Source organism: Nocardia shimofusensis NBRC 100134 (assembly GCF_001613125.1).
GTDB classification, from domain to species: Bacteria; Actinomycetota; Actinomycetes; order Mycobacteriales; family Mycobacteriaceae; genus Nocardia; species Nocardia shimofusensis.
This window is the reverse complement of record NZ_BDBT01000009.1, coordinates 181,067-201,317: the sequence shown is the minus strand read 5'-3', so window position 1 is coordinate 201,317 and position 20,251 is coordinate 181,067. Positions and strand designations below refer to the sequence as shown.

The 20,251-nt window shown below is 69.2% G+C and carries 19 protein-coding genes; 11 read left to right on the top strand and 8 right to left on the bottom strand.

All coding sequences use genetic code 11. The features are described from left to right. Nucleotides 1-97: 97 nt before the first annotated feature. On the bottom strand, nucleotides 98-1,651 hold the full coding sequence (locus NS3_RS12845) for an acyl-CoA synthetase (RefSeq protein ID WP_067858688.1): 1,554 nt from the start codon (nucleotides 1,649-1,651) through the stop codon (nucleotides 98-100). Nucleotides 1,652-1,673: 22 nt separating this feature from the next. Continuing rightward, the gene (locus tag NS3_RS12840) at nucleotides 1,674-2,711 is read right to left on the bottom strand and encodes an LLM class F420-dependent oxidoreductase (RefSeq protein ID WP_067858685.1); all 1,038 of its coding nucleotides are present in this window, start codon (nucleotides 2,709-2,711) and stop codon (nucleotides 1,674-1,676) included. 224 nt (nucleotides 2,712-2,935) lie between these two features. On the opposite strand from NS3_RS12840, the gene NS3_RS12835 reads away from it, so the two are divergent. From NS3_RS12835 to NS3_RS12815, 5 genes are read left to right on the top strand one after another with little or no spacing between them, the layout of a single operon-like run. Beyond that, complete coding sequence (locus tag NS3_RS12835; protein WP_067858901.1) at nucleotides 2,936-3,868, top strand: Zn-ribbon domain-containing OB-fold protein; 933 nt, start codon at nucleotides 2,936-2,938, stop codon at nucleotides 3,866-3,868. A 12-nt stretch (nucleotides 3,869-3,880) separates the two neighbouring features. Beyond that, a complete protein-coding gene (locus NS3_RS12830) occupies nucleotides 3,881-4,921 on the top strand; it encodes a thiolase family protein (RefSeq protein ID WP_067858682.1) in 1,041 nt (346 codons plus the stop codon). Beyond that, complete coding sequence (locus tag NS3_RS12825; protein ID WP_067858679.1) at nucleotides 4,918-6,090, top strand: thiolase family protein; 1,173 nt, start codon at nucleotides 4,918-4,920, stop codon at nucleotides 6,088-6,090. Before NS3_RS12830 ends, NS3_RS12825 begins: the two co-directional genes overlap by 4 nt. A gap of 17 nt (nucleotides 6,091-6,107) precedes the next feature. Continuing rightward, nucleotides 6,108-6,995 carry a TIGR03619 family F420-dependent LLM class oxidoreductase gene (locus tag NS3_RS12820; RefSeq protein ID WP_067858898.1) on the top strand — a complete coding sequence of 296 codons (888 nt, stop codon included), beginning with the start codon at nucleotides 6,108-6,110 and terminating at the stop codon, nucleotides 6,993-6,995. Beyond that, entirely contained in the window at nucleotides 6,992-7,444 is a 453-nt protein-coding gene (locus NS3_RS12815; protein ID WP_067858676.1) for a nuclear transport factor 2 family protein, read from the top strand. Before NS3_RS12820 ends, NS3_RS12815 begins: the two co-directional genes overlap by 4 nt. A gap of 211 nt (nucleotides 7,445-7,655) precedes the next feature. Here NS3_RS12815 and NS3_RS12810 read toward each other — a convergent pair whose 3' ends face one another. Further along, on the bottom strand, nucleotides 7,656-8,921 hold the full coding sequence (locus tag NS3_RS12810) for a cytochrome P450 (protein ID WP_067858673.1): 1,266 nt from the start codon (nucleotides 8,919-8,921) through the stop codon (nucleotides 7,656-7,658). A 180-nt stretch (nucleotides 8,922-9,101) separates the two neighbouring features. On the opposite strand from NS3_RS12810, the gene NS3_RS12805 reads away from it, so the two are divergent. Both NS3_RS12805 and NS3_RS12800 read left to right on the top strand, forming a co-directional pair. After that, nucleotides 9,102-10,265 (top strand): steroid 3-ketoacyl-CoA thiolase, encoded by a 1,164-nt coding sequence (locus NS3_RS12805; protein WP_067858670.1) that lies wholly within the window; start codon nucleotides 9,102-9,104, stop codon nucleotides 10,263-10,265. Between the two features lie 362 nt (nucleotides 10,266-10,627). Beyond that, complete coding sequence (locus NS3_RS12800; protein ID WP_011207048.1) at nucleotides 10,628-11,044, top strand: helix-turn-helix domain-containing protein; 417 nt, start codon at nucleotides 10,628-10,630, stop codon at nucleotides 11,042-11,044. A 415-nt stretch (nucleotides 11,045-11,459) separates the two neighbouring features. On the opposite strand, the gene NS3_RS12795 is transcribed toward NS3_RS12800, so the two are convergent. From NS3_RS12795 to NS3_RS12775, 5 genes are all read right to left on the bottom strand, one after another. Continuing rightward, nucleotides 11,460-12,485 (bottom strand): hypothetical protein, encoded by a 1,026-nt coding sequence (locus NS3_RS12795; protein WP_067858667.1) that lies wholly within the window; start codon nucleotides 12,483-12,485, stop codon nucleotides 11,460-11,462. Beyond that, nucleotides 12,482-12,997 carry an ImmA/IrrE family metallo-endopeptidase gene (locus tag NS3_RS12790; protein ID WP_067858895.1) on the bottom strand — a complete coding sequence of 172 codons (516 nt, stop codon included), beginning with the start codon at nucleotides 12,995-12,997 and terminating at the stop codon, nucleotides 12,482-12,484. Before NS3_RS12790 ends, NS3_RS12795 begins: the two co-directional genes overlap by 4 nt. A gap of 23 nt (nucleotides 12,998-13,020) precedes the next feature. Next, nucleotides 13,021-14,559, bottom strand: a complete 1,539-nt coding sequence (locus tag NS3_RS12785) for a hypothetical protein (protein WP_157101298.1) — start codon at nucleotides 14,557-14,559, stop codon at nucleotides 13,021-13,023. A 228-nt stretch (nucleotides 14,560-14,787) separates the two neighbouring features. Beyond that, nucleotides 14,788-15,729: an SDR family oxidoreductase gene (locus tag NS3_RS12780; protein ID WP_373865297.1), complete on the bottom strand. Its 942-nt coding sequence runs from the start codon at nucleotides 15,727-15,729 to the stop codon at nucleotides 14,788-14,790. Further along, complete coding sequence (locus NS3_RS12775) at nucleotides 15,726-16,550, bottom strand: SDR family oxidoreductase (protein ID WP_067858658.1); 825 nt, start codon at nucleotides 16,548-16,550, stop codon at nucleotides 15,726-15,728. Before NS3_RS12775 ends, NS3_RS12780 begins: the two co-directional genes overlap by 4 nt. 80 nt (nucleotides 16,551-16,630) lie before the next feature. On the opposite strand from NS3_RS12775, the gene NS3_RS12770 reads away from it, so the two are divergent. The 4 genes from NS3_RS12770 to NS3_RS12755 are packed head-to-tail and all read left to right on the top strand — an operon-like array spanning nucleotide 16,631 to nucleotide 20,147. Then, nucleotides 16,631-17,401 (top strand): enoyl-CoA hydratase family protein, encoded by a 771-nt coding sequence (locus NS3_RS12770; protein WP_067858655.1) that lies wholly within the window; start codon nucleotides 16,631-16,633, stop codon nucleotides 17,399-17,401. Nucleotides 17,402-17,407: 6 nt separating this feature from the next. After that, on the top strand, nucleotides 17,408-18,295 hold the full coding sequence (locus tag NS3_RS12765; protein ID WP_067858652.1) for a CoA transferase subunit A: 888 nt from the start codon (nucleotides 17,408-17,410) through the stop codon (nucleotides 18,293-18,295). Then, nucleotides 18,292-19,053, top strand: a complete 762-nt coding sequence (locus NS3_RS12760; RefSeq protein WP_067858649.1) for a CoA-transferase subunit beta — start codon at nucleotides 18,292-18,294, stop codon at nucleotides 19,051-19,053. Before NS3_RS12765 ends, NS3_RS12760 begins: the two co-directional genes overlap by 4 nt. Next, a complete protein-coding gene (locus tag NS3_RS12755) occupies nucleotides 19,050-20,147 on the top strand; it encodes an NAD(P)H-dependent flavin oxidoreductase (RefSeq protein WP_067858646.1) in 1,098 nt (365 codons plus the stop codon). The genes NS3_RS12760 and NS3_RS12755 overlap by 4 nt, the downstream gene beginning before the upstream one ends. Nucleotides 20,148-20,251: the final 104 nt, after the last annotated feature.

Genomic DNA, 20,251 nt, shown 5'->3' with positions numbered 1-20,251 from the left:
CTTCCGGCCCAGGGCCGGTGCACGACCCGACGAGCAGCAGGAGCAGTCGGTCCAGGGCTCGCGGGTCGTGCACAGTGCGGCAGCCGGCGCGCGATATTCAGGACGCCGGGACGTAGCGCTCGCGCAGCTTGCGCTTGTAGAGCTTGCCGTTCGGATCGCGCGGCAGCTCGTCCAGGTAGTCGATCGACCTGGGCATCTTGTACTTGGCCAGGCGCTCGGCGGCGAAGGCGAGCAGTTCGGCGGTGAGCTCGTCGTCGCCGGTCACCCCCTCGGCCGGCTGGACGACCGCCTTGACCTCTTGGCCCCAGTCCTCGTGCGGGATGCCGAAGACCGCGACGTCGGCGACTTTCGGATGGGTGATGAGCACGGTCTCGACCTCGGCCGGGTAGATGTTCACGCCGCCGGAGAGGATCAGGTCCGAGCGACGGTCACACAGGAAGAGATAGCCGTCCTCGTCGAGATAGCCGATGTCGCCGACCGTGAACAGGTCGCCGACGCGCGACTCGTCGGTCTTGGCCTTGTCGTGGTGGTACTCGAAGCTGGAGGCACCCATCTTCATGTAGACCAGGCCGGTCTCACCGGGCGGCAGTTCCGAGCCGTCCTCCTCGCTGAGCACCTTGATCACCGAGTACGGCCACGACTTGCCCACCGAGCCCGGCTTGTTCAGCCATTCGGCGCCGCTGATGACGGTGCCGCCGCCCTCGGTGGCCGCGTAGTACTCGGTGACCGTCGGGCCCCACCACTCGAGCATCCGACGCTTGGTCTCCTGCGGGCACGGCGCCGCGCCGTGCACCATGCTGCGCAGCGAGGACACGTCGTAGCCCGCGCGGACCTGTTCCGGCAGCGCGAGCAGGCGATGGAACTGAGTGGGCACCATGTGGCTGTGGGTGACGCGATGCTTGTCGATCAGCCGCAGCATCTCCTCGGCGTCCCACTTGTCCATCAGAACGACCTTGTGTCCCAACTGGATCGAGATGGTCGCGAAGTTGAGCACCGCGGTGTGGTAGAGCGGGGAGCCACAGATGTGCACGTGATCGTCGTAGGGCCCGAGCCCGAACAGCGCGAAGAACGAGGTGTTCGCCGGCGACACCACATCCGGGTCGGCTCCGGTGAGCGGGCGCCGAACTCCCTTGGGACGCCCGGTGGTTCCCGAGGTGTACAGCATCGGCGCGCCGGTGGTGCGCTCCCGCGGCCTGCCCGCGTCCGCGCTGCCCAGTTCCGACAGCGGGGTGAAGCCGTCGATCTCGCCGACCGCGAAGCGCGCCGACGCGGGCAGGCCCGCCTCGTCGGCGGCCGCGGACGCCGCGGCGGCGAAGCGATCGCTGGCGAAGAACGCCTTGGCCTCGCTGTCGCCGAGGATGTAGGCGACTTCCGGGCCGGTCAGGTGCCAGTTCACGGCCACGATGTAGAGACCGGACTGATAGGCCGCGAAGTAGATCGCGATGGCCTCGGCACAGTTGTGCACCATGCTCACCAGCACGTCGCCGGTGCGCAGGCCCAGATCGTGCAGGCCGGCGGCGTAGCGGTTCGCCAGCTGGGCCAGTTCGCGATAGGTCACCTCCCGTCCCGATGGATCGACCAACGCGATCCGATCCGGATCGGCGGCAGCGATGTTCCAAAGACCGAGAATTTCTGACTCCTGCGTCGTCACCCTGTCGAATTTAGAACGTGTTCTACCGATCGACAAGGGGGGCGAGCTTTCGGAGGTGTTCGACGTCGGGCGCCGACACCAACATCATGGTCACCCCGGCCGCCTCCCAGACCTTCAATTGCTCGCGCACATGGGCCTCGTTTCCGATGATCGCGGTGTCCAGGATCAGCTCGTCGGGCACCGCGGCGGCGGCCTCGGCCTTGCGCCCGGCCTGGAACAGCGCGCCGATCTCGTCGACCTCGCGGTCGTAACCCATCCGCCGGTAGACCTGGGCGTGGAAGTTCATCTCCGGGGCGCCCATGCCGCCGATGTAGAGCGCCATGATCCAGCGCATCCGCTCGAGTTCGGCGGCCGGATCGTCGGTGATGACCACCTGACAGCTGGCGGCGATCTCGAAGTCCTCGCGGGAGCGGCGCGCGCCCGGCCGGGCAAAGCCCTCGTCCAGCCAGGAGTGGTACATCTCGGCCAGTCGCGGAGCGAAGTAGATCGCCAGCCAGCCGTCGGCGATCTCGGCGGTCAGTGCCACATTCTTCGGGCCCTCCGAGCCCAGCCAGATCGGCAGATCCGCACGTAGCGGGTGCACGATCGGCTTGAGCGGCTTGCCGAGACCGGTCGCGCCCGGACCCGCGTACGGCAGCGGATAGTGCGGTCCGTCGTTGGTCACCGGCGCCTCGCGGGCCAGCACCTTACGAATGATCTCGACGTACTCGCGGGTGCGCTGCAGCGGCTTGGCGAACGGCTGCCCGTACCAGCCTTCCACCACCTGCGGGCCGGACACGCCCAGCCCGAGCACCGCGCGCCCCCCGCTGAGGTGATCGAGGGTCAGCGCGTGCATGGCGGTGGCCGCCGGGGTGCGCGCCGACATCTGCACCACCGAAGTGCCCAGCCGGACCCGCTCGGTGCGCGAACCCCACCAGGTGAGCGGACCGAAGGCATCCGAGCCCCAGGATTCGGCCGCGAAGACGGCGTCGAACCCGGCCGCTTCGGCGGCGACCACCAACTCCCCCGCGTCGGCGGGCGGCTGCGCCATCCAATATCCGAGTTGCAGTCCGAACTTCATGATCGACCCTTTCCGCGCACTGCTGCTTGCCACCAGAATAAGAACCTGTTCTACTCGAAAGCGTGACCGAGGGGAATAGCGCGTCCGGCGTCGTCCCGGCGCCCGTCGAGCACGATCACGAACCTCGCCACGGCGCCCTCACCACCACTGTCACCGCCGAGAAAGGGCCGGAATTGGACACCGCCACCAGCACGGCACCCGATGTGCTGAGCGCGCCCCTGAGGATGCGCTTCGACTACACCCGCTCGGTCGGACCGACCATCGGAGCGTTCCTGACCGGACTGCGCGACCGCAAGGTCGTCGGAGCCCGCGGCAGCGACGGCCGGGTGCTCGTTCCCCCGCCGGAATACGACCCCGTGAGCAATCTCCCGCTCACCGATTTCGTCGATGTCGCCGACACCGGCACCGTCTCCACCTGGACCTGGGTGCGCGAGCCGCAGCCCGGCCAGCCCTTCGACCGGCCGTTCGCCTGGGCTCTGATCACCCTCGACGGCGCCGACTCCGCCCTGCTGCACGCCGTGGACGTCGCCTCCCCCGAGCAGATCCACACCGGTCTGCGGGTGCGGGCGCGCTGGGCGCAGGAGACCACCGGCGACATCAAGGACATCGTCTGCTTCGAGCCGGGCGAAGGCTCCGCAGCGCCCACGGCGCCGACCCCTTCCGAGGGCGGCGCCGAGCCGGTCACCATGATCACCACGCCGGTCGATCTGTCCTACAAGCACACCGCCTCCCCGCAGGAGACGGTGTATCTGCGCGGACTGGCCGAGGGCAAGCTGATCGGCGCGCGCACCGACGCCGGCGACAAGGTGTATTTCCCGCCGCGCGGCGCCAATCCGACCTCCGGCCTGCCCACCGAGGACTACATCGAGTTGTCCGACCACGGCACGGTCACCACCTTCTGCATCGTCAACGTGCCCTTCCTCGGACAGCGCATCAAGCCGCCCTATGTGGCGGCCTATGTGCTGCTCGACGGAGCCGACATCCCGGTACTGCACCTGGTGCTCGGCTGCGAGGCGAGCGAGGTACGGATGGGCATGCGGGTGAAGGCGGTCTGGAAACCGCGCGAGCAGTGGGGCCACGGGCTCGAGAACGTGGACCACTTCGAGCCGAGCGGTGAACCCGACGCCGACTACGAGACCTACCAGCACCATCTCTGAGAGGCGAGCACGTTGACCGACAACTCCACCGACATCGCGGTCGTGGGTTTCGCCCACGCGCCGCACGTGCCGGAGACCTTCGGCACCACCAACGGTGTCGAGATGCTGGTGCCCTGCTTCCAGCAGCTCTACACCGAACTCGGAATCACCAAGTCCGACATCGACTTCTGGTGCTCGGGCTCCTCGGACTACCTGGCCGGACGCGCCTTCTCGTTCATCTCCGCGGTCGACTCGATCGGGGCGGTGCCGCCGATCAACGAGTCGCACGTGGAGATGGACGCGGCTTGGGCGCTCTACGAGGCCTTCGTGAAGCTGAAGTCCGGCCAGGCGTCCACGGCCCTGGTCTACGGCTTCGGCAAGTCCTCGGCGGGCAGCCTGCGCCGCGTCCTGACCATGCAGCTCGACCCGTATCTGGTCGCCCCGCTGTGGCCGGACTCGCTGTCCATCGCGGGCTTGCAGGCCCGCGCGGGTATCGACGCGGGCCGCTGGAGCGAACGCGACATGGCCGCTGTGGCCGCGGGCCAATCCGGTGACCTCGACGCCCTGCTCGACTCGCCCTACGTCGCCGACCCGCTGCGCGCCCACGACGTCGCGCCGATCACCGACGGCGCCGCCGCGATCGTGCTCGCCACCGGCGATCGCGCCCGCGAACTGCGCGAACGCCCCGCCTGGATCACCGCGATGGCCCATCGCATCGACTCCCCCACGCTGGGCGCGCGGGATCTCACTGTCTCCCCCTCGGCCGCCGCGGCCGCCCAGGCCGCCACCGGCGGCGATGTGAGCGGCTTCGACCTGGCCGAACTGCACGCCCCCTTCAGCCACCAGCAGCTGATCCTCACCGAGGCCATCGGCCTGAAACCGGAGACCAGGATCAACCCCTCCGGTGGCGCGCTGGCCGCGAACCCCATGTTCGCCGCCGGACTCGAGCGCATCGGCCACGCGGCCACGGCGATCATGACCGGCACGGCCGGACGCGCGCTCGCCCATGCCACCAGCGGCCCGGTGCTGCAGCAGAACCTTGTGACCGTCCTGGATTCGGAGGCGAGCCGATGAGCTTCCCGGCCGCGGTGCTCGGCACCGGACAGACCCATCACGTGACGAAGCGCCACGATGTGTCGATGGCGGGCATGTGCCGCGAAGCCATCGATCGCGCGCTCACCGATTCCGGCCTCACCATCGCCGATATCGACGCCGTGGTGGTCGGCAAGGCCCCCGACATGTTCGAGGGCGTCATGATGCCCGAGCTCTACCTCGCCGACGCGCTCGGCGCGACCGGCAAGCCGCTGCTGCGCGTGCACACCGCCGGCTCGGTGGGCGGCTCGACCGGCATCGTGGCCGCCAACCTGGTGCAGGCGGGGGTGCACAAGCGGGTGCTGGCGATCGCGTGGGAGAAGCAGTCGGAGTCCAACGCCATGTGGGCGTTGTCGATTCCGGTCCCGTTCACCATGCCGGTCGGCGCGGGCGCGGGCGGGTATTTCGCCCCGCACGTGCGCTCCTACATCCGCCGCTCCAACGCGCCCACCCACATCGGCGCCATGGTCGCGGTCAAGGACCGCCGCAACGGGGCCAAGAACCCGCTCGCCCACCTCCAGCAGCCCGACATCACGCTGGAGAAGGTGCTGGAATCCCAGATGCTCTGGGACCCCATCCGTTTCGACGAGACCTGCCCGTCCTCCGACGGCGCGTGCGCGATCGTCATCGGCGACGCCGAAGCCGCCGAGAAGGTCGAGTCCGAAGGCCGCAAGGTGGCCTGGATCCACGGCACCGCCATGCGCACCGAGCCGACCACCTTCGCCGGCCGTGACCACGTGAACCCGCAGGCGGGCCAGGATGCCGCCGCCGCGCTGTGGGCGGCCGCGGGCATCACCGATCCGCTCGAGGAGATCGACGCCGCCGAGATCTACGTGCCGTTCTCCTGGTTCGAGCCGATGTGGCTGGAGAACCTGGGCTTCGCCGCGCCGGGCGAGGGCTGGAAGCTCACCGAGAAGGGCGAGACCGAGATCGGCGGCCGGCTCCCGGTCAACCCGTCCGGGGGCGTGCTCTCCTCCAACCCGATCGGCGCCTCCGGGCTGATCCGCTTCGCCGAGGCCGCCAAGCAGGTCATGGACCGGGCGGGCGACTACCAGGTCGCCGGGGCGCGCAAGGCGATGGGTCACGCGTACGGCGGTGGCTCGCAGTACTTCTCGATGTGGGTCGTCGGCTCGGATCGGCCGGGCGCATGACAGTGTCCGCACAGCCGTTGCAGTTCACCCTCGGCATAGCGCTCAGCCCGCTGAAGCAGCTGGGCGAGCTGGCGCGCACCGCCGAGGAGTGCGGCTTCACCTCCATCGCACTGCCGGACTCGCTGTTCTACATGAAGTCGGCGGCGGCGAAGTACCCCTACACCGCCGACGGCTCCCGATTCTGGGGCGCGGACACCCCGTGGGTCGACCCGCTGATCGGGGCCACCGCGATGGCCGCGGTGACCACCCGGCTGCGCTTCTACACCAATGTCCTCAAGCTGGGCTCGCGCAATCCGCTGCTGCTGGCAAGGCAGGTCGGCTCGGTGGCGAACCTGTCGAACAACCGGTTCGGGTTCGGCGTCGGCATCGGCTGGGCGCCGGAGGAATTCGAGTGGTGCGGGCAGCCCTATGCCCGTCGCGGCGCCCGGGTCGACGAGATGATCGAGGTCATCAAGCTGGCGCTGGGCGGCGGCATGGTCGAATACCACGGGGAGTTCTACGATTTCGACGAGCTGCAGATCAGCCCCGCGCCGAGCGAGCCGGTGCCGTTCTATATCGGCGGGCACACCGACGTGGCGCTGCGCCGGGCGGCCCGGGTCGGCGACGGCTGGACCTCGGCCATGATGACCTTCGCCGAACTGACCGGCACCATCGGCAAGCTCGACGCCCTGCGCGCCGAGTTCGGCCGCTCCGAGATCCCGTTCGAGATCCAGGCGGTCTGCGTGGACAAGGCAGGCCGCGAGGGGTACCAGGATCTCGCCGACGCGGGCGTGACCGACGCGATCGTCGTGCCCTGGCTGTTCGACGGCATCGGCTTCGACGGCGACCTCGCCGCCAAGCAGGAGTCGCTGCGCCGCTTCGCCGAGAAGTACATCGCCGACCCCATCCAGGGGCGGACGCGATGACCGCGGGCTCGACGACCACCGGCCCGGCCGACGCCTCGATACCCGAGCATCCCGCGCGGGCGGCGGGCCTGGCCTCTCAGGCCGCGGTACGCTCCCGCGACAAGCTCGCCTGGCTGTCGCTGTTCGCCGCCGACGGCGTGGTCGAGGACCCCATCGGCCCGTCCGGCTTCGACCCCGAGGGCAAGGGCCATCACGGCCTCGACGCCATCGGCGCGTTCTGGGACACCGCGATCGCCCCGACCGAGTCCATCGAATTCCTCTTCGACGACTCCTTCGCCTGCGGCAACGAGGTCGCTTTCACCGGCCTCATCCGCACCACCCTGGGCGGGCACCTCATCGATGCCGAAGGGGTCTTCACCTACCGGGTCGACGCCGAGGGCAAGATCGCGGCGCTGCGCGCCTACTGGGAGCTCGACCGCGCCATGAAGACCGCGCGGCCCGTGGGCTGAACCTCCGCATCGCCGCCGGGCGACCACGAAGGCCCTCGAATCCGCCTGGATTCGAGGGCCTTTCGCATTCCGCAGGTCTCGCACACGCGGCGCCGTACTCGGCACCGTCACGCACAGACCGGCCGGACCGCGATGTCGCTACGCCGCACCGCAGTCGCTACGCCGAGCCGCCGGGCCGCGGTGTCGCTCGCGGCCGGGGCGGACCCGAGCGTCAGTGCTCGACCGGGCAACCACCGGTCCTGTAGTCCACCGGGAACTCCTTGATGCCGTTCAGCCAGCCCGAACGCAGCCGCTGCGGATCGCCGATCTTGGTGATGTCGGGCAGGTGGTCGGCGATGGCGTTGAAGATCAGGTCGATCTCCAGGCGGGCCAGGTTCGCGCCGATGCAGAAGTGCGCACCGGTACCGCCGAAGGACAGGTGCGGGTTGTCCTCGCGCATGATGTCGAACTTCTGCGGGTTCTCGAAGACGTCCTCGTCGAAGTTGGCCGACCGGTAGGCCAGCACCAGGCGCTGCCCCTTCTTGATCTGCACGCCGCCGAGCTCGACGTCCTCGAGCGCGGTGCGCTGGAAGGAGGTGACCGGGGTGGCCCAGCGGATGATCTCGTCGGCGGCGGTGGCCGGGCGCTCCTTCTTGTAGAGCTCCCACTGGTCGGGGTTCTCCAGGAAGGCGATCATGCCGTGCGAGATGGCGTTGCGGGTGGTCTCGTTGCCCGCGACCGCCAGCATGATCACGAAGAAGCCGAACTCCTCCTCGGTGAGCTTGTCGCCGTCGACGTCGGCCTCGATGAGGGTGGTGACGATGTCGTCGGCCGGGCACGCCTTGCGGGCGGCGGCCATCTGGTAGGCGTAGCCGAGCACCTCGGCCGAGGCGACCACGGGGTCGGCGTCGTTGTCCGGGTCGTCGTAGCCGGTCATCTGGTTGGACCAGGTGAAGACCTTCATCCGGTCCTCCTGCGGGATGCCGATCAGCTCGGCGATCGCCTGCAGCGGCAGCTCACAGGCCACCTGGGTGACGAAGTCGCCCGAACCCGCCTCGGCGGCGGCCTTGACGATCTGCTCGGCCTTGGCCGAGAGCTCGTCGCGCAGGCCGTTGATGGCGCGCGGGGTGAAGCCGCGCGAGATGATCTTGCGCAGCTTGGTGTGCTCCGGAGCGTCCATGTTCAGCAGGACGATGCGCTGCAGCTCGATCTGCTCGCGCGTGATGTCGTCGTTGAAGCGCGGGATGGCGGTGTTCTCGAAGTTGGAGAACACGTCGCTGCGCCGCGACACCTCCTTGATGTCGGCGTGCTTGGAGACGACCCAGAAACCCTCGTCGTGGAAACCGCCGACCTCCGGCGGCTGCGGGTTCCACCAGACCGGGGCGGACCGGCGCAGCTCGGCGAATTCTTCGACCGGAACTCGCTCGGCGTAGATGTCGGGGTCCGTCACGTCGAACCCTTCCGGCAGATTCGGGCGGGCGTTCCGAGTCTCAACCACCAGATGTCTCCTTCACCGCAGATTGTCTCGCTCGCAGATTGCCCACGTCCCGATTGACCACGTCGACAAACTGAAACACGTTCTACAATCAATTCCAGCACAGGTGGCTGCACTAGTAAAGAAGACCTGGGCAACCAGCTGTCACACGTTCCAGTTTTCCCCTAGAGGAAGGTTCCCCCGATGGGCACTCCCGTCATCGTCGAGGCCGTACGCACCCCGATCGGCAAGCGCCGCGGCGCACTCGCCGGCCTGCACGCCGCCGAACTCCTCGGCCTCGCCCAGCGCGGCCTGCTCGATCGCGCCGGCCTCGACCCGGCCCTGATCGAACAGGTCATCGGCGGCTGCGTCACCCAGGCGGGCGAGCAGTCCAACAACATCGCCCGCGTCGCCTGGCTGCACGCCGGACTGCCCTGGCAGACCGGGGCGACCACCGTCGACGCGCAGTGCGGCTCGGCCCAGCAGGCCAACCACCTGATCGCCGGCCTCATCGCCACCGGGGCCATCGAGATCGGCATGGCCTGCGGCGTGGAAGCGATGAGCCGAGTTCCACTGGGCGCCAATCTCGGCGAGAACGCGGGCGCGCGCCGCCCCGCCTCGTGGAGCATCGATCTGCCCAACCAGTTCGAGGCCGCCGAACGGATCGCCAAGCGGCGCGGCATCACTCGCGACGACGTGGACGAACTCGGCGTGCGCTCCCAGCGACTGGCCGCCCAGGCCTGGGCCGAGGGTCGCTTCGACCGCGAGATCATCCCGGTGACCGCCCCGGTGGTCGACAAGGAGGGCAACCTCACCGGCGAGCAGCACGAGGTGACCCGCGATCAGGGCCTGCGCGAGACCACCAAGGAAGGACTGGCGAAGCTGAAGCCGGTCATGGAAGGCGGCATCCACACCGCGGGCAGCTCCTCGCAGATCTCCGACGGCGCGGCCGCGGTTCTGCTCATGGACGAAAAGGTCGCCCAGCGCGAGGGTTTGCGCCCGCGCGCGCGGATCCGCACCCAGGCGTTGGTCGGCGGCGAGCCGGAGTTCCATCTCGACGGCCCGGTGCAGGCCTGCTCCCGGCTGCTGGAGCGGTCGGGCATGAGCATCGGCGATATCGATCTGTTCGAGATCAACGAAGCCTTCGCCTCGGTCGTGCTGTCCTGGGCCCAGGTGCACAAGCCGGACATGGACCGGGTGAACGTCAACGGCGGCGCGATCGCGCTCGGCCACCCGGTCGGATCGACCGGGTCTCGGCTCATCACAACGGCTTTGCACGAACTCGAACGGACCGGCGGAAGCACCGCGATGATCTTGATGTGCGCCGGCGGAGCGATGGCGACCGGCACGATCATCGAGCGCCTCTAGCCGATTTGCCCAATTCTCGGCACCATGTTGAACCTTCATCCCCAGCGCGCCAAAACGTGTCGTACACCACACCATCTCCTTCGGCACAAAACACATGAGATGTCAGCTATCCCATAGTTATCATGGGACGACTTTCGAAGACCTCCGCGACGGGCCGGAACCGGGGCGTACCGGGTGTCCACTGGAGACGTTGGGGCGACCCGCAAACGCGACAGAGACAACCGGTTCGCCACATCGGAGCCCTGATTCGCCGAGGAAAACCCGAATCAGGCGTAGGTTTTCAGTTACTGAGCCGCTAATATCAATGATAGGTATCCGAGATAACGACTGTTAGTACAGTGAAGGGAATTGGGCGGCTCACAATGGCTGATTTCGCGGCGCGGCTGAACAAGCTGTTCGAAACCGTGCATCCCCCGGGGCGCAAGCCTCACACCAACGCGGAGGTGGCGGCTGCGCTGACCGCCTCCGGTCATCCGATCTCGAAACCGTATCTCTCGCAGCTGCGGTCGGGACAGCGGACGAATCCCTCGGATGAAACGGTGGCGGCGCTGGCCAAGTTCTTCAAGGTCAAGCCGGACTACTTCTTCAACGACATCTACGCTGCCAAGATCGATCACGATCTGGAGCTGCTGTCCCAGCTGCAGGGCTATGGACTGCGTCGCTTGTCGAGTAGGGCGTTCGACCTCTCCGAAGAATCACAGAACCTGCTGACCTCCATGGCGGAGAAGTTGCGTGCAAGCGAAGGCCTGCCCGAAATTCCTCCGGACGGCACGGAATAGGCTCACAGGCGACGCGGGCAGTGCGGCTTTCGGGCCGCACTGCCCGCGTTCTGCCCGCCGCCCGCCTGGGCGGCCATGCCGTCGCGCTGCCGCGTGCGGGAGCGGCGAGCGGCGGCGAGGTGGCGGCAATGCCACGACCAATTCACGTTTCGGCGTCTCACGCGGAAACTCACTATTGCAAGTACAGACGTGCGTGCATTTCCGCGACCGGATACCCATCTCACCAAAACGTGCCCGGGCAACGCTTCCGGTGATCGTACAGCGATCGCGAATCTCTGTGAGAAGACCCTAATGTCCGGGTGTTTACCCGGTGTTCAGCACAGTGCCGGCCGGCGACGCCCGACCTCACAGTGGGGCGCCCACGGATGTGAGGTCGAGGTCGCTGTGCGGATGCGGTCAGCGTGCGATCGGGCGGTCAGCGTTCGGCATTGCCGCTCACCAGCATGACTTCGTCGGACGCGTCGAAAGCCCGGGCGATCGTCCGCACCCAGCCACGCGGGCTGATGCCCTCCGGCGGCGCGATCCAGCGCGCGTCGACCACGATCTCGCCCAACGGGTTACGCGCCCAGCGGGCCACCCGTTCGGCCCGCATCGGCACGTCGGCGGGCGGCCTGCCCGCGGCGACGAGTTCGATACCGCTGCCGGACTGCAGATACAGCGCGTCCATGATCTGGGCGACCTGATCGGAGGCGCGCAACTGGGTGGACGAACTCGGTCGCTCGTGCGCGATCACCTCGGGAAAGCGCTCGAGCATCGTCCGGTGCAATGCCCTGGTCTCACGCAACGTCTGTTTGGCGCGCGCCCACAGTTCCACCACGATCCACACCGCGCCGAGCGAGATCAGGGCCGCGGCCGCCGACCAGACCTGCCACGCCCATTGCTCCTGCCCCGGTCCCATCGACTCGGCGCCGGTCCACGAGCGCCAGGCCTGCAGCGACGCGAGCACGCCGACCACGGCAGAGCCCGCGGCATAGATGGCGATACCTCGGCCGAGTGCGGTCCAGTCCAGATTGCGCACGCCGGTGAGCACGATGAACGCACAGGCCAGCGCGAGCACCACCCAACCGGCGGTGAACGACGACACCAGCGCGCCCAGCATCGCCAGCACGCCCACACCGTAGATCACCAGCGCGATCTGGCGAAGATTGCGCCGCGACACCACCGGCCACGCGGCGGCGGCCACCACCGAGGTGGCCGTGGCGAAGGCGATCCAGGCCGACAGGTGCGCGCCGGCGGACAACGATCCGGTCGGCAGCCCCTCCGGACGCAAATTGTCCAGTGCCAGTGCGATTTCCGGAGCCGTCACGGTGGCGGCCGTGCCGACCGCGGCCACCGCGATCACGATCGCCACGCGCGGCGTCGTCGCGGGTCGCACCAGTACGCGGCCGACGCGGGCCCCGACGGCGACCCATACCAGCAGAGCCGTCAACCAGACGATCATCCGAGAGCCTCGTCGAATCGAAGGGCCGAGACGCCCGCGCCCCGGCTGTTGAACACGCGCAGCCGGGTCATCAACATCGCGGCGAATGTCTCGGCCTCCCATTCGGCCATCTCGTCCGCGCCGTCGTCGACGATCTGCTGGTGCGCCCGCTGACTGAGCATGTAAGCGATCAGGTCGTCACTGGCCTCGAGGGTCACCTCGACCGCGGGCGCGCCTTGATGCTCGAACACGATGTGCCCGAGTTCGTGTGCCAGTGTGTGCTCACGGCTGGGCAACGCTGTCGCCAGCACGATCACGTCGCGGTCCGGATAGAAGCGCCGCTGACCACAGACACCCGGCCCGAGGTCGGCGTCGGCGATCTCGATATCGCGCATGCGCTCAGCGGAGACGGCGGCGACCACCTCGTCCAGCGTGGTGGCGTCGAAGTCGGCGGCGACCGCGCAGACCGCGTCGACCGCGGCCGCGACCCGACGGTAGGACCGTGAACTGTTCTGGGGTCTGCTCTGACTCATGGTCATCCTCACAACCTCGGGCCCTACAACCTCGGGCCGAAGAACTCGGCGCGCGCGGCGTCGACTCGGGCTTGGGTGGCGGAGGCGCTCTGGAAGCTGACCGCGCCCGCGCCCGCGGCGGCCAGCGCCATCGCGGCCAGACCGCCGATCACCACCAGCGCGTCCGGATCGGGAGGCTCGCCGTCGGCGCCGGCGGGCCGCACAGAATGGTCCGGCGCGGCCTGCGGTGCGGGTGGCGACGCGAGCGGCCGAGGCCGGTCGGCCGGGGTAGGCGCCGCCGAATCTGGTGCGGCCTCGACAACGGTGGGCGCTGACACCGGGAGCGCGACCTGCTCAGTGGACGGCCCGGCAGCGGCCTGCTCAGCGGACGGTCCGGCAGTAGGCAGGGAAGGCCCGGTAGGGAGGGCGGGCGCCGGCGCGGAGGGAATGTCCGGCGGCGTCGGCGGCGCGGCAGGCGCCGAGGGGGCAGCGGGCGCGGGCAGGCTGGGCAGCGGGATCAACAGGAGCAGCAGCGGTGCCGCGGCCGAACCGGCGCCGAGCGCCAGACCGTGGCCGGCCGAGCCGATACCCGGCCCCAGACCATTGCCGGCCGAGCCGATACCCAGCCCCAGACCATTGCCGGCCGAGCCGGTACCCGGCCCCGGGCCGAGGCCCACGGACCCGGCACCGAGACCGATGCCGACTCCGGCCGAGCCGGTCGCCAGGCCCGGACCCACGCCCGCCGAGCCGGTGTCGAGTACGGCGGCGAGTCCCGACGAACCGATGCCGAGTACGGCGGCGAGACCGGCCGAGCCGGCGCCGAGCGGAATGATCGCGCCCGCCGAGCCGACCGCCGCCGAACCCGCGCCGGAGCCCGCGGCATCGATCGGCCCGGGGGTCGCGGGCGGGGTCGGCGCGAGTTCCGGTGCGACAGGAACGCCCCCGGGTGCCGGTGCGCCGTTCGCGCCCGCCTCGGAGGCCGGGCCGGTCGGGGGAATGCCGGGGTCTTGCGCGATCGGACCGCCGTCGCCCTGCCCGGGGTCCGCGCCGCCGTCGCCCTGGTTGCCGGCATTGCCCTGGTTCCCGGCATTGCCCTGGTCGCCGGAGTTGCCGTTCCCCGGATTTCCGCCGCTGGGATTGTTGTTGTTCGGGTTCCCGTTGCCGAGGGTCCCGTTCGCATTGCTGTTGCCGGAGTTTCCGCCGCCGGGGCTCCCACCGTCCGAGTTGCCGTCGGCCGGGTTGCCCGCCCCGGAGTTGTCGTTCGAGGCGCCGCCGAGACCGTCGCTGCCGGGTGAGCCGCCGCCAGGGGCGACGATCCACGGGGCGGCCCCGCCCGAGTTCCCGTTCCCGGAGTTCCCGTTCCCGGAGTTCCCGTTCCCGGAGTTGCCGTTACCCGGACCGCCTTTGTCCACCGGCAGATCGAGGGGGGCATCGCCGGGGTCCAGCGCGGGCTGAGCGGGCTCGGCCTGGACAGGCGTGACCGAGTCGAACGGTGGCTTGCCGCCGTCGTGGGGATCACCTCCCGGCGAAGCCCACGCGCCGCCGGAAGCGAACAGCGCGATACCGGTAACAGCGCTCGCCACGGCCACAACGCGCCTCGCGCGACCAGCGGCCATGCGCCGCCTCCCCTCTGTACAGCGACGATCCCGCTCGGTCACCCACTCCCGCCGGGACTTCGTACAACGGGAGCAAATACTAATGCGCTTCCCGAATAATGTGCGAAGAACGTCGGCAACCGGGAGAATGCCGAGTACAGCGGCTACAACACCACTTTCGACGCGCTGGACCCGGCCACGGTCGAGAATGCCTGATCAGGCTCCGTACACCGCTTCCGGCGGCGCCGACTTGGCGATGAGATCGGCGACGACCGGACCCAGCTCGGCCGGATCCCAGCGCGCCCCCCGGTCGACGGCGACGCCGTGGCGCCAGCCGTCGGCGAGGGCCACCTTGCCGCCCTCGAGCTCGAACACCCGGCCGGTCACCCCGGCCGATTCGGCACTGCCCAGCCACACCACCAGCGGGGAGATGTTCTCCGGGGCCATGGCGTCGAAGCCGGAGTCGGGCTTGGCCATCATGTCGGCGAAGACGGTCTCGGTCATCCGGGTGCGCGCCGAGGGCGCGATGGCATTGACGGTCGCGCCGTAACGGGCGAATTCCGCGGAGGCGGTAAGGGTGAGCCCGGCGATACCCGCCTTGGCCGCACCGTAATTGGACTGCCCGACGCTGCCCTGCAGGCCCGCGCCGGAGCTGGTGTTGATCACGCGCGCGTCGACCGGGCGGCCTGCCTTGGCTTCCGCGCGCCAGTACTCGGCCGCGTGCCGCATGGTCGCGAAGTGTCCCTTGAGGTGGACCCGGACGACCGAATCCCATTCCTCTTCGGAGAGATTCACCAGCATCCGGTCGCGCACGAATCCGGCGTTGTTGACCAGCACGTCGAGCGTGCCGAAGGTGTCCACGGCCTGCTGGATCAGATTGCGTGATCCCGTCCAGTCGGCGACATCGTCGTAGTTGGCCACCGCCTCGCCGCCCGCCGCCTGGATCTCGGCGACCACCTGTTCGGCGGGGCGCTCACCGGTGGCGTCGCCGTGCAGGGACGAGCCGATGTCGTTGACGACCACCCGGGCGCCCGCCGCGGCGAAGGCCAGCGCGTGCGCGCGGCCGATCCCGCGTCCGGCGCCGGTGACGATGACGACGCGCCCCGCGCAGATCTGCTGATCCATTCCGTTGTCCTCTTTCCGTTCGGTGCGGGTCATGCCCGCTGCTGCTCGCCCGTGCTCGCGGTGCTGTTTCCCGAAGTGCCATTTCCCGCGGTGGACACGGCGAGGAACGGAGGCCGTTCGCCGCCGCCGTGCACCTGCACCATCGCCCCGCTGACGTAGGAGGCCAACGGAGAGGCGAGGAACACCGCGACCCGGCCTACGTCCTCGGGCTTGGCCAGCCGCCCGAGCGGGATGGTCGAGGCCACCGCGTCGATGCCCGCCCGATCGCCGTAGTGCAGTTCGCTCAGCTCGGTCTCGACCGGCCCGACGATCAGGGAATTGACGCGCACCTTGGGCGCCCATTCCATCGCCAGCGACTGGGTGAGACTGTCCACGCCCGCCTTGGCCGCGCCGTAGGCGGCGGTGCCCGGCGAAGGCCGGTGCCCGCTGAGGCTGGAGATCATCACGATCGATCCGCCCTCGGGCTGCTCCTGCATCACGGCATTGGCGGCCTGCGAAACCCACAGCGCCGACATCAGATTCAGTTCCAGGATCTTGGTGTGGAAGTTGACGCTCGCGGTCGCGGCCGGCGCGAACGGCGCGCCACCGGCGTTGTTGACCGCGTGATCGAGGCGGCCGTGGGTGGCGACCACGGTGTCGACCAGGGCGCGCACCGCCTCGGCGTCGCGCACATCGCAGGGCAGGAAGTGCGCCTGCCTGCCCTCGTAGCTCACCGGCGTCTCGGGTTCGCGGCGCGCGCACACGACGACGGTCGCTCCGGCGGCGAGGAATTCCCGGCTGATGCCCGCGCCTACACCGCGCACCCCGCCGGTCACCAAGACGACGCGATCGGACAGGTCGATTTCGAGTCCCACCGTGCTAACCTACCAAGCAACTGCTTGCTTTGCCAACCACTCGCTTTGTCAACCAGAGCTGCATCAACGAAGGGCCTGCGATGGGCATCAACCGTCACACCGAATCCACCGGCGTCGCCGTCGTCACGATCGACTATCCGCCGGTCAACGCCATCCCGACCGACGGCTGGTTCGCCATCGCCGACGAGATCCGCGAGGCCGGGCGCGACCGGAAGACCAAGGTCGTGGTGCTGCGCGCGGAGAACCGCGGTTTCAACGCGGGCGTCGACATCAAGGAGATCCAGAGCAAGCCCGGACACCAGGCGCTCATCGACGCCAACCACGGCTGCTTCGAGGCCTTCGGCGCGGTGTACGACTGCCCGGTCCCGGTGATCGCGTCGGTGCAGGGCTTCTGCCTCGGCGGCGGCATCGGCCTGGTCGGCAACGCCGATGTCGTGATCGCCTCCGACGACGCCACTTTCGGCCTGCCCGAGGTCGATCGCGGCGCGCTGGGCGCGGCCACCCACCTGGCCCGGCTGGTCCCCCAGCATCTGATGCGCGCGCTGTTCTACACCGCGAGCACCATCACCGCCCAGCAGTTGCACCACCACGGCTCGGTGTACCAGGTGGTGCCGCGCGCCGAACTCGACGCCGCCACGTTGAAGGTGGCCGAGAACATCGCCGCCAAGGACGGCCGGGTGATCCGCGCGGCGAAGAAGGCGCTCAACGGCATCGACATCCAGGACGTGCACCGCAGCTACCGCTACGAGCAGGGCTTCACCTTCGAGCTGAATCTGGCGGGCGTCGCCGACGAGATCCGCGCCCGCTTCGACGACGACCTCGCGGCGAGCAAGTCCGGAAACCAGGAGTAAGGACCGATGAAAGACAAACGAATGTCGCTCGACGACGTGGTCGGCGAGCTGCGCAGCGGCATGACCATCGGTATCGGCGGCTGGGGTTCGCGGCGCAAGCCGATGGCGCTGGTGCGCGCCATCCTGCGCTCGGACCTCACCGACCTGACCGTGGTCAGCTACGGCGGCCCCGACCTGGGTCTGCTGTGCTCGGCGGGCAAGGTCCGCAAGGCCTACTACGGCTTCGTGTCGCTGGACTCCGCGCCGTTCTACGACCCGTGGTTCGGCAAGGCCCGCACTTCCGGAGCGATCGTGTCGCGCGAGATGGACGAGGGCATGCTCAAGTGCGGGCTGGAGGCGGCCGCGGCCCGGCTGCCGTTCCTGCCGATCCGCGCGGGCCTCGGCTCAGATGTGTTCACCTTCTGGGAGGGTGAGCTGAAGACCGTCGCCTCGCCGTATCCGGACGCCGAGGGCAGGACCGAAACCCTCACCGCCATGCCCGCGTTGAACCTCGACGCCGCCTTGGTGCATCTCGACATCGCCGACGAGCACGGCAATGCCGCCTACACCGGCATCGACCCGTACTTCGACGACCTGTACTGCATGGCCGCCGAGCGCCGCTACCTCTCGGTCGAGCGCGTGGTGGACACCGAGGAATTGGTGAAAACGGTTGTCCCGCAGCAACTTCTGCTCAACCGCATGATGGTCGACGGCGTGGTCGAGGCACCGGGCGGCGCGCACTTCACCTTCGCGGGCGGCTACGGGCGCGACGAGAAGTTCCAGCGCCACTACGTGGAAGCGGCGAAGACGCCGGAGTCCTGGCAGCAGTTCGTCGACACCTATCTGGCGGTCTCCGAGGACGAGTACCAGGCCGCCGTCCGCCGGTTCGCGCAACAGCAGGAGGGCTCGCGATGACCAGCACCGAGACCATCACCAGGGCCGAGTACTGCGCGGTCGCCTGCGCCGAGATCTTCGACGGCGCGGGCGAGATCGTGGCCTCGCCGATGACGCCGATGGCGACCCTGGGCGCCCGGCTGGCCCGGCTCACCACCGAGCCGGATCTGCTGATGTCCGACGGCGAGGCGCTGTTGCTCGCCGACACTCCCCCGCTGGGCGGCAAGTCCCCCATCGAGGGCTGGATCCCGTTCCGCAAGGTCTTCGACGTGCTCGCCTCCGGCCGTCGCCATGTGGTGATGGGCGCCAACCAGATCGACCGGTTCGGCAATCAGAACCTCTCCGCGTTCGGCGCGCACCAGCAGCCGACCCGGCAGATGTTCGGCCTGCGCGGCGCGCCCGGCAACACCATCAACCACGCGACCAGCTACTGGGTCGCCAAGCACAACAAGCGCGTCTTCGTCGACGCCGTCGACATCGTCTGCGGCGTCGGCTACGACAAGGTCGACCCGGACAACCCGGCCTTCCGGTTCCTGAAGATCCACCGCGTGGTGACCAACCTCGGCGTCTTCGACTTCGAGGGCCCCGAGCACACCATGCGCGCGCGCAGCCTGCACCCCGGCGTCACCCCGGAGGAGGTCGCCGAGAACACCTCCTTCGAGGTCGTCGGCCTGGCCGAGGCGCCGCAGACCCCCGCGCCCAGCGCCGAGCAGCTGCGCATCATCCGGGAAGTGCTGGATCCGAAGAAGATTCGTGAGAAGGAGGTGCCGTCCTCGTGACCACCCCGACACCGCGCTTGCGGACCGCGCTGACCGACCTGGTCGGCATCGAGCACCCGATCGTGCAGACCGGCATGGGCTGGGTGGCCGGCCCGAGCCTGGTCTCGGCGACCTCCAACGCCGGCGGCCTGGGCATCCTGGCCTCGGCGACGATGACCTACGCCGAGCTGGAAGCGGCGATCGCCAAGACCAAGGCGCAGACCGACCGGCCCTTCGGCGTGAACATCCGCGCCGACGCGGGCGACGCGGGCGAGCGCATCGACCTGCTCATCCGCGAGAAGGTCGCCGTCGCCTCCTTCGCGCTCGCGCCCAAGCAGGACCTGATCGCGAAGCTCAAAGACGCCGGGGTCGTGGTGATCCCGTCAATCGGCGCGGCAAAGCACGCGGTGAAGGTGGCCTCCTGGGGCGCGGACGCGGTGATCGTGCAGGGCGGCGAGGGCGGCGGGCACACCGGCCCGGTCGCCACCACCCTGCTGCTGCCCTCGGTGCTGGACGCGGTGGATATCCCCGTCGTCGCCGCGGGCGGCTTCTTCGACGGCCGCGGCCTGGCCGCCGCGCTCGCCTACGGCGCGGCCGGGGTGGCGATGGGCACCCGCTTCCTGCTCACCCAGGACAGCAGCGTGCCCGACGCGGTGAAGCAGGAGTACTTGAACCGGCACCTGCAGGACACCGTGGTCTCGCTCAAGGTCGACGGCATGCCGCACCGGGTGCTCAACACCGAACTGGTGCAGCGCCTGGAACATTCGGGCAATTGGCGCGGCTTCACCGCCGCGGTGGCGAACGCGGCGAAGTTCAAGAAGATGACCGGCATGAAGTGGTCGGCCCTGGTGCGCGACGGGCTGGCCATGCGCAAGACCAAGGACCTCACGTGGTCGCAGGTCATCATGGCCGCGAATACCCCGATGTTGTTGCGGGCGGGCCTGGTCGAGGGCAATACCCAGGCGGGTGTGCTCGCGGCCGGTCAGGTCACCGGCATCATCGACGACCTGCCGACCTGCAAGGAACTCGTCGAACGGATCGTCGACGAGGCCGAGGCGCGGCTCGACGCGCTCGCGGCCCTGCGTAATTCTTCGAAGGTGACTGCCTCGGAGTGACCCGGCGACACGGCGGGCTCGGACCGGTGGATCGGTCCGAGCCCGTTCTGTGTTCGAGGTTCCACGCACGCCTGCGTCGAGCGGCCGTCACGGCATCGGCGGGT

Excerpts from the sequence above, each read along its gene's own strand:
- NS3_RS12840 (WP_067858685.1), bottom strand. The coding sequence starts at position 2,711 with ATGAAGTTCGGACTGCAACTCGGATATTGGATGGCGCAGCCGCCCGCC.
- NS3_RS12835 (WP_067858901.1), top strand. The coding sequence starts at position 2,936 with ATGCGCTTCGACTACACCCGCTCGGTCGGACCGACCATCGGAGCGTTC.
- NS3_RS12825 (WP_067858679.1), top strand. The coding sequence starts at position 4,918 with ATGAGCTTCCCGGCCGCGGTGCTCGGCACCGGACAGACCCATCACGTG.
- NS3_RS12815 (WP_067858676.1), top strand. The coding sequence starts at position 6,992 with ATGACCGCGGGCTCGACGACCACCGGCCCGGCCGACGCCTCGATACCC.
- NS3_RS12805 (WP_067858670.1), top strand. The coding sequence starts at position 9,102 with ATGGGCACTCCCGTCATCGTCGAGGCCGTACGCACCCCGATCGGCAAG.
- NS3_RS12800 (WP_011207048.1), top strand. The coding sequence starts at position 10,628 with ATGGCTGATTTCGCGGCGCGGCTGAACAAGCTGTTCGAAACCGTGCAT.
- NS3_RS12795 (WP_067858667.1), bottom strand. The coding sequence starts at position 12,485 with ATGATCGTCTGGTTGACGGCTCTGCTGGTATGGGTCGCCGTCGGGGCC.
- NS3_RS12790 (WP_067858895.1), bottom strand. The coding sequence starts at position 12,997 with ATGAGTCAGAGCAGACCCCAGAACAGTTCACGGTCCTACCGTCGGGTC.
- NS3_RS12780 (WP_373865297.1), bottom strand. The coding sequence starts at position 15,729 with ATGACCCGCACCGAACGGAAAGAGGACAACGGAATGGATCAGCAGATC.
- NS3_RS12770 (WP_067858655.1), top strand. The coding sequence starts at position 16,631 with ATGGGCATCAACCGTCACACCGAATCCACCGGCGTCGCCGTCGTCACG.
- NS3_RS12765 (WP_067858652.1), top strand. The coding sequence starts at position 17,408 with ATGAAAGACAAACGAATGTCGCTCGACGACGTGGTCGGCGAGCTGCGC.
- NS3_RS12760 (WP_067858649.1), top strand. The coding sequence starts at position 18,292 with ATGACCAGCACCGAGACCATCACCAGGGCCGAGTACTGCGCGGTCGCC.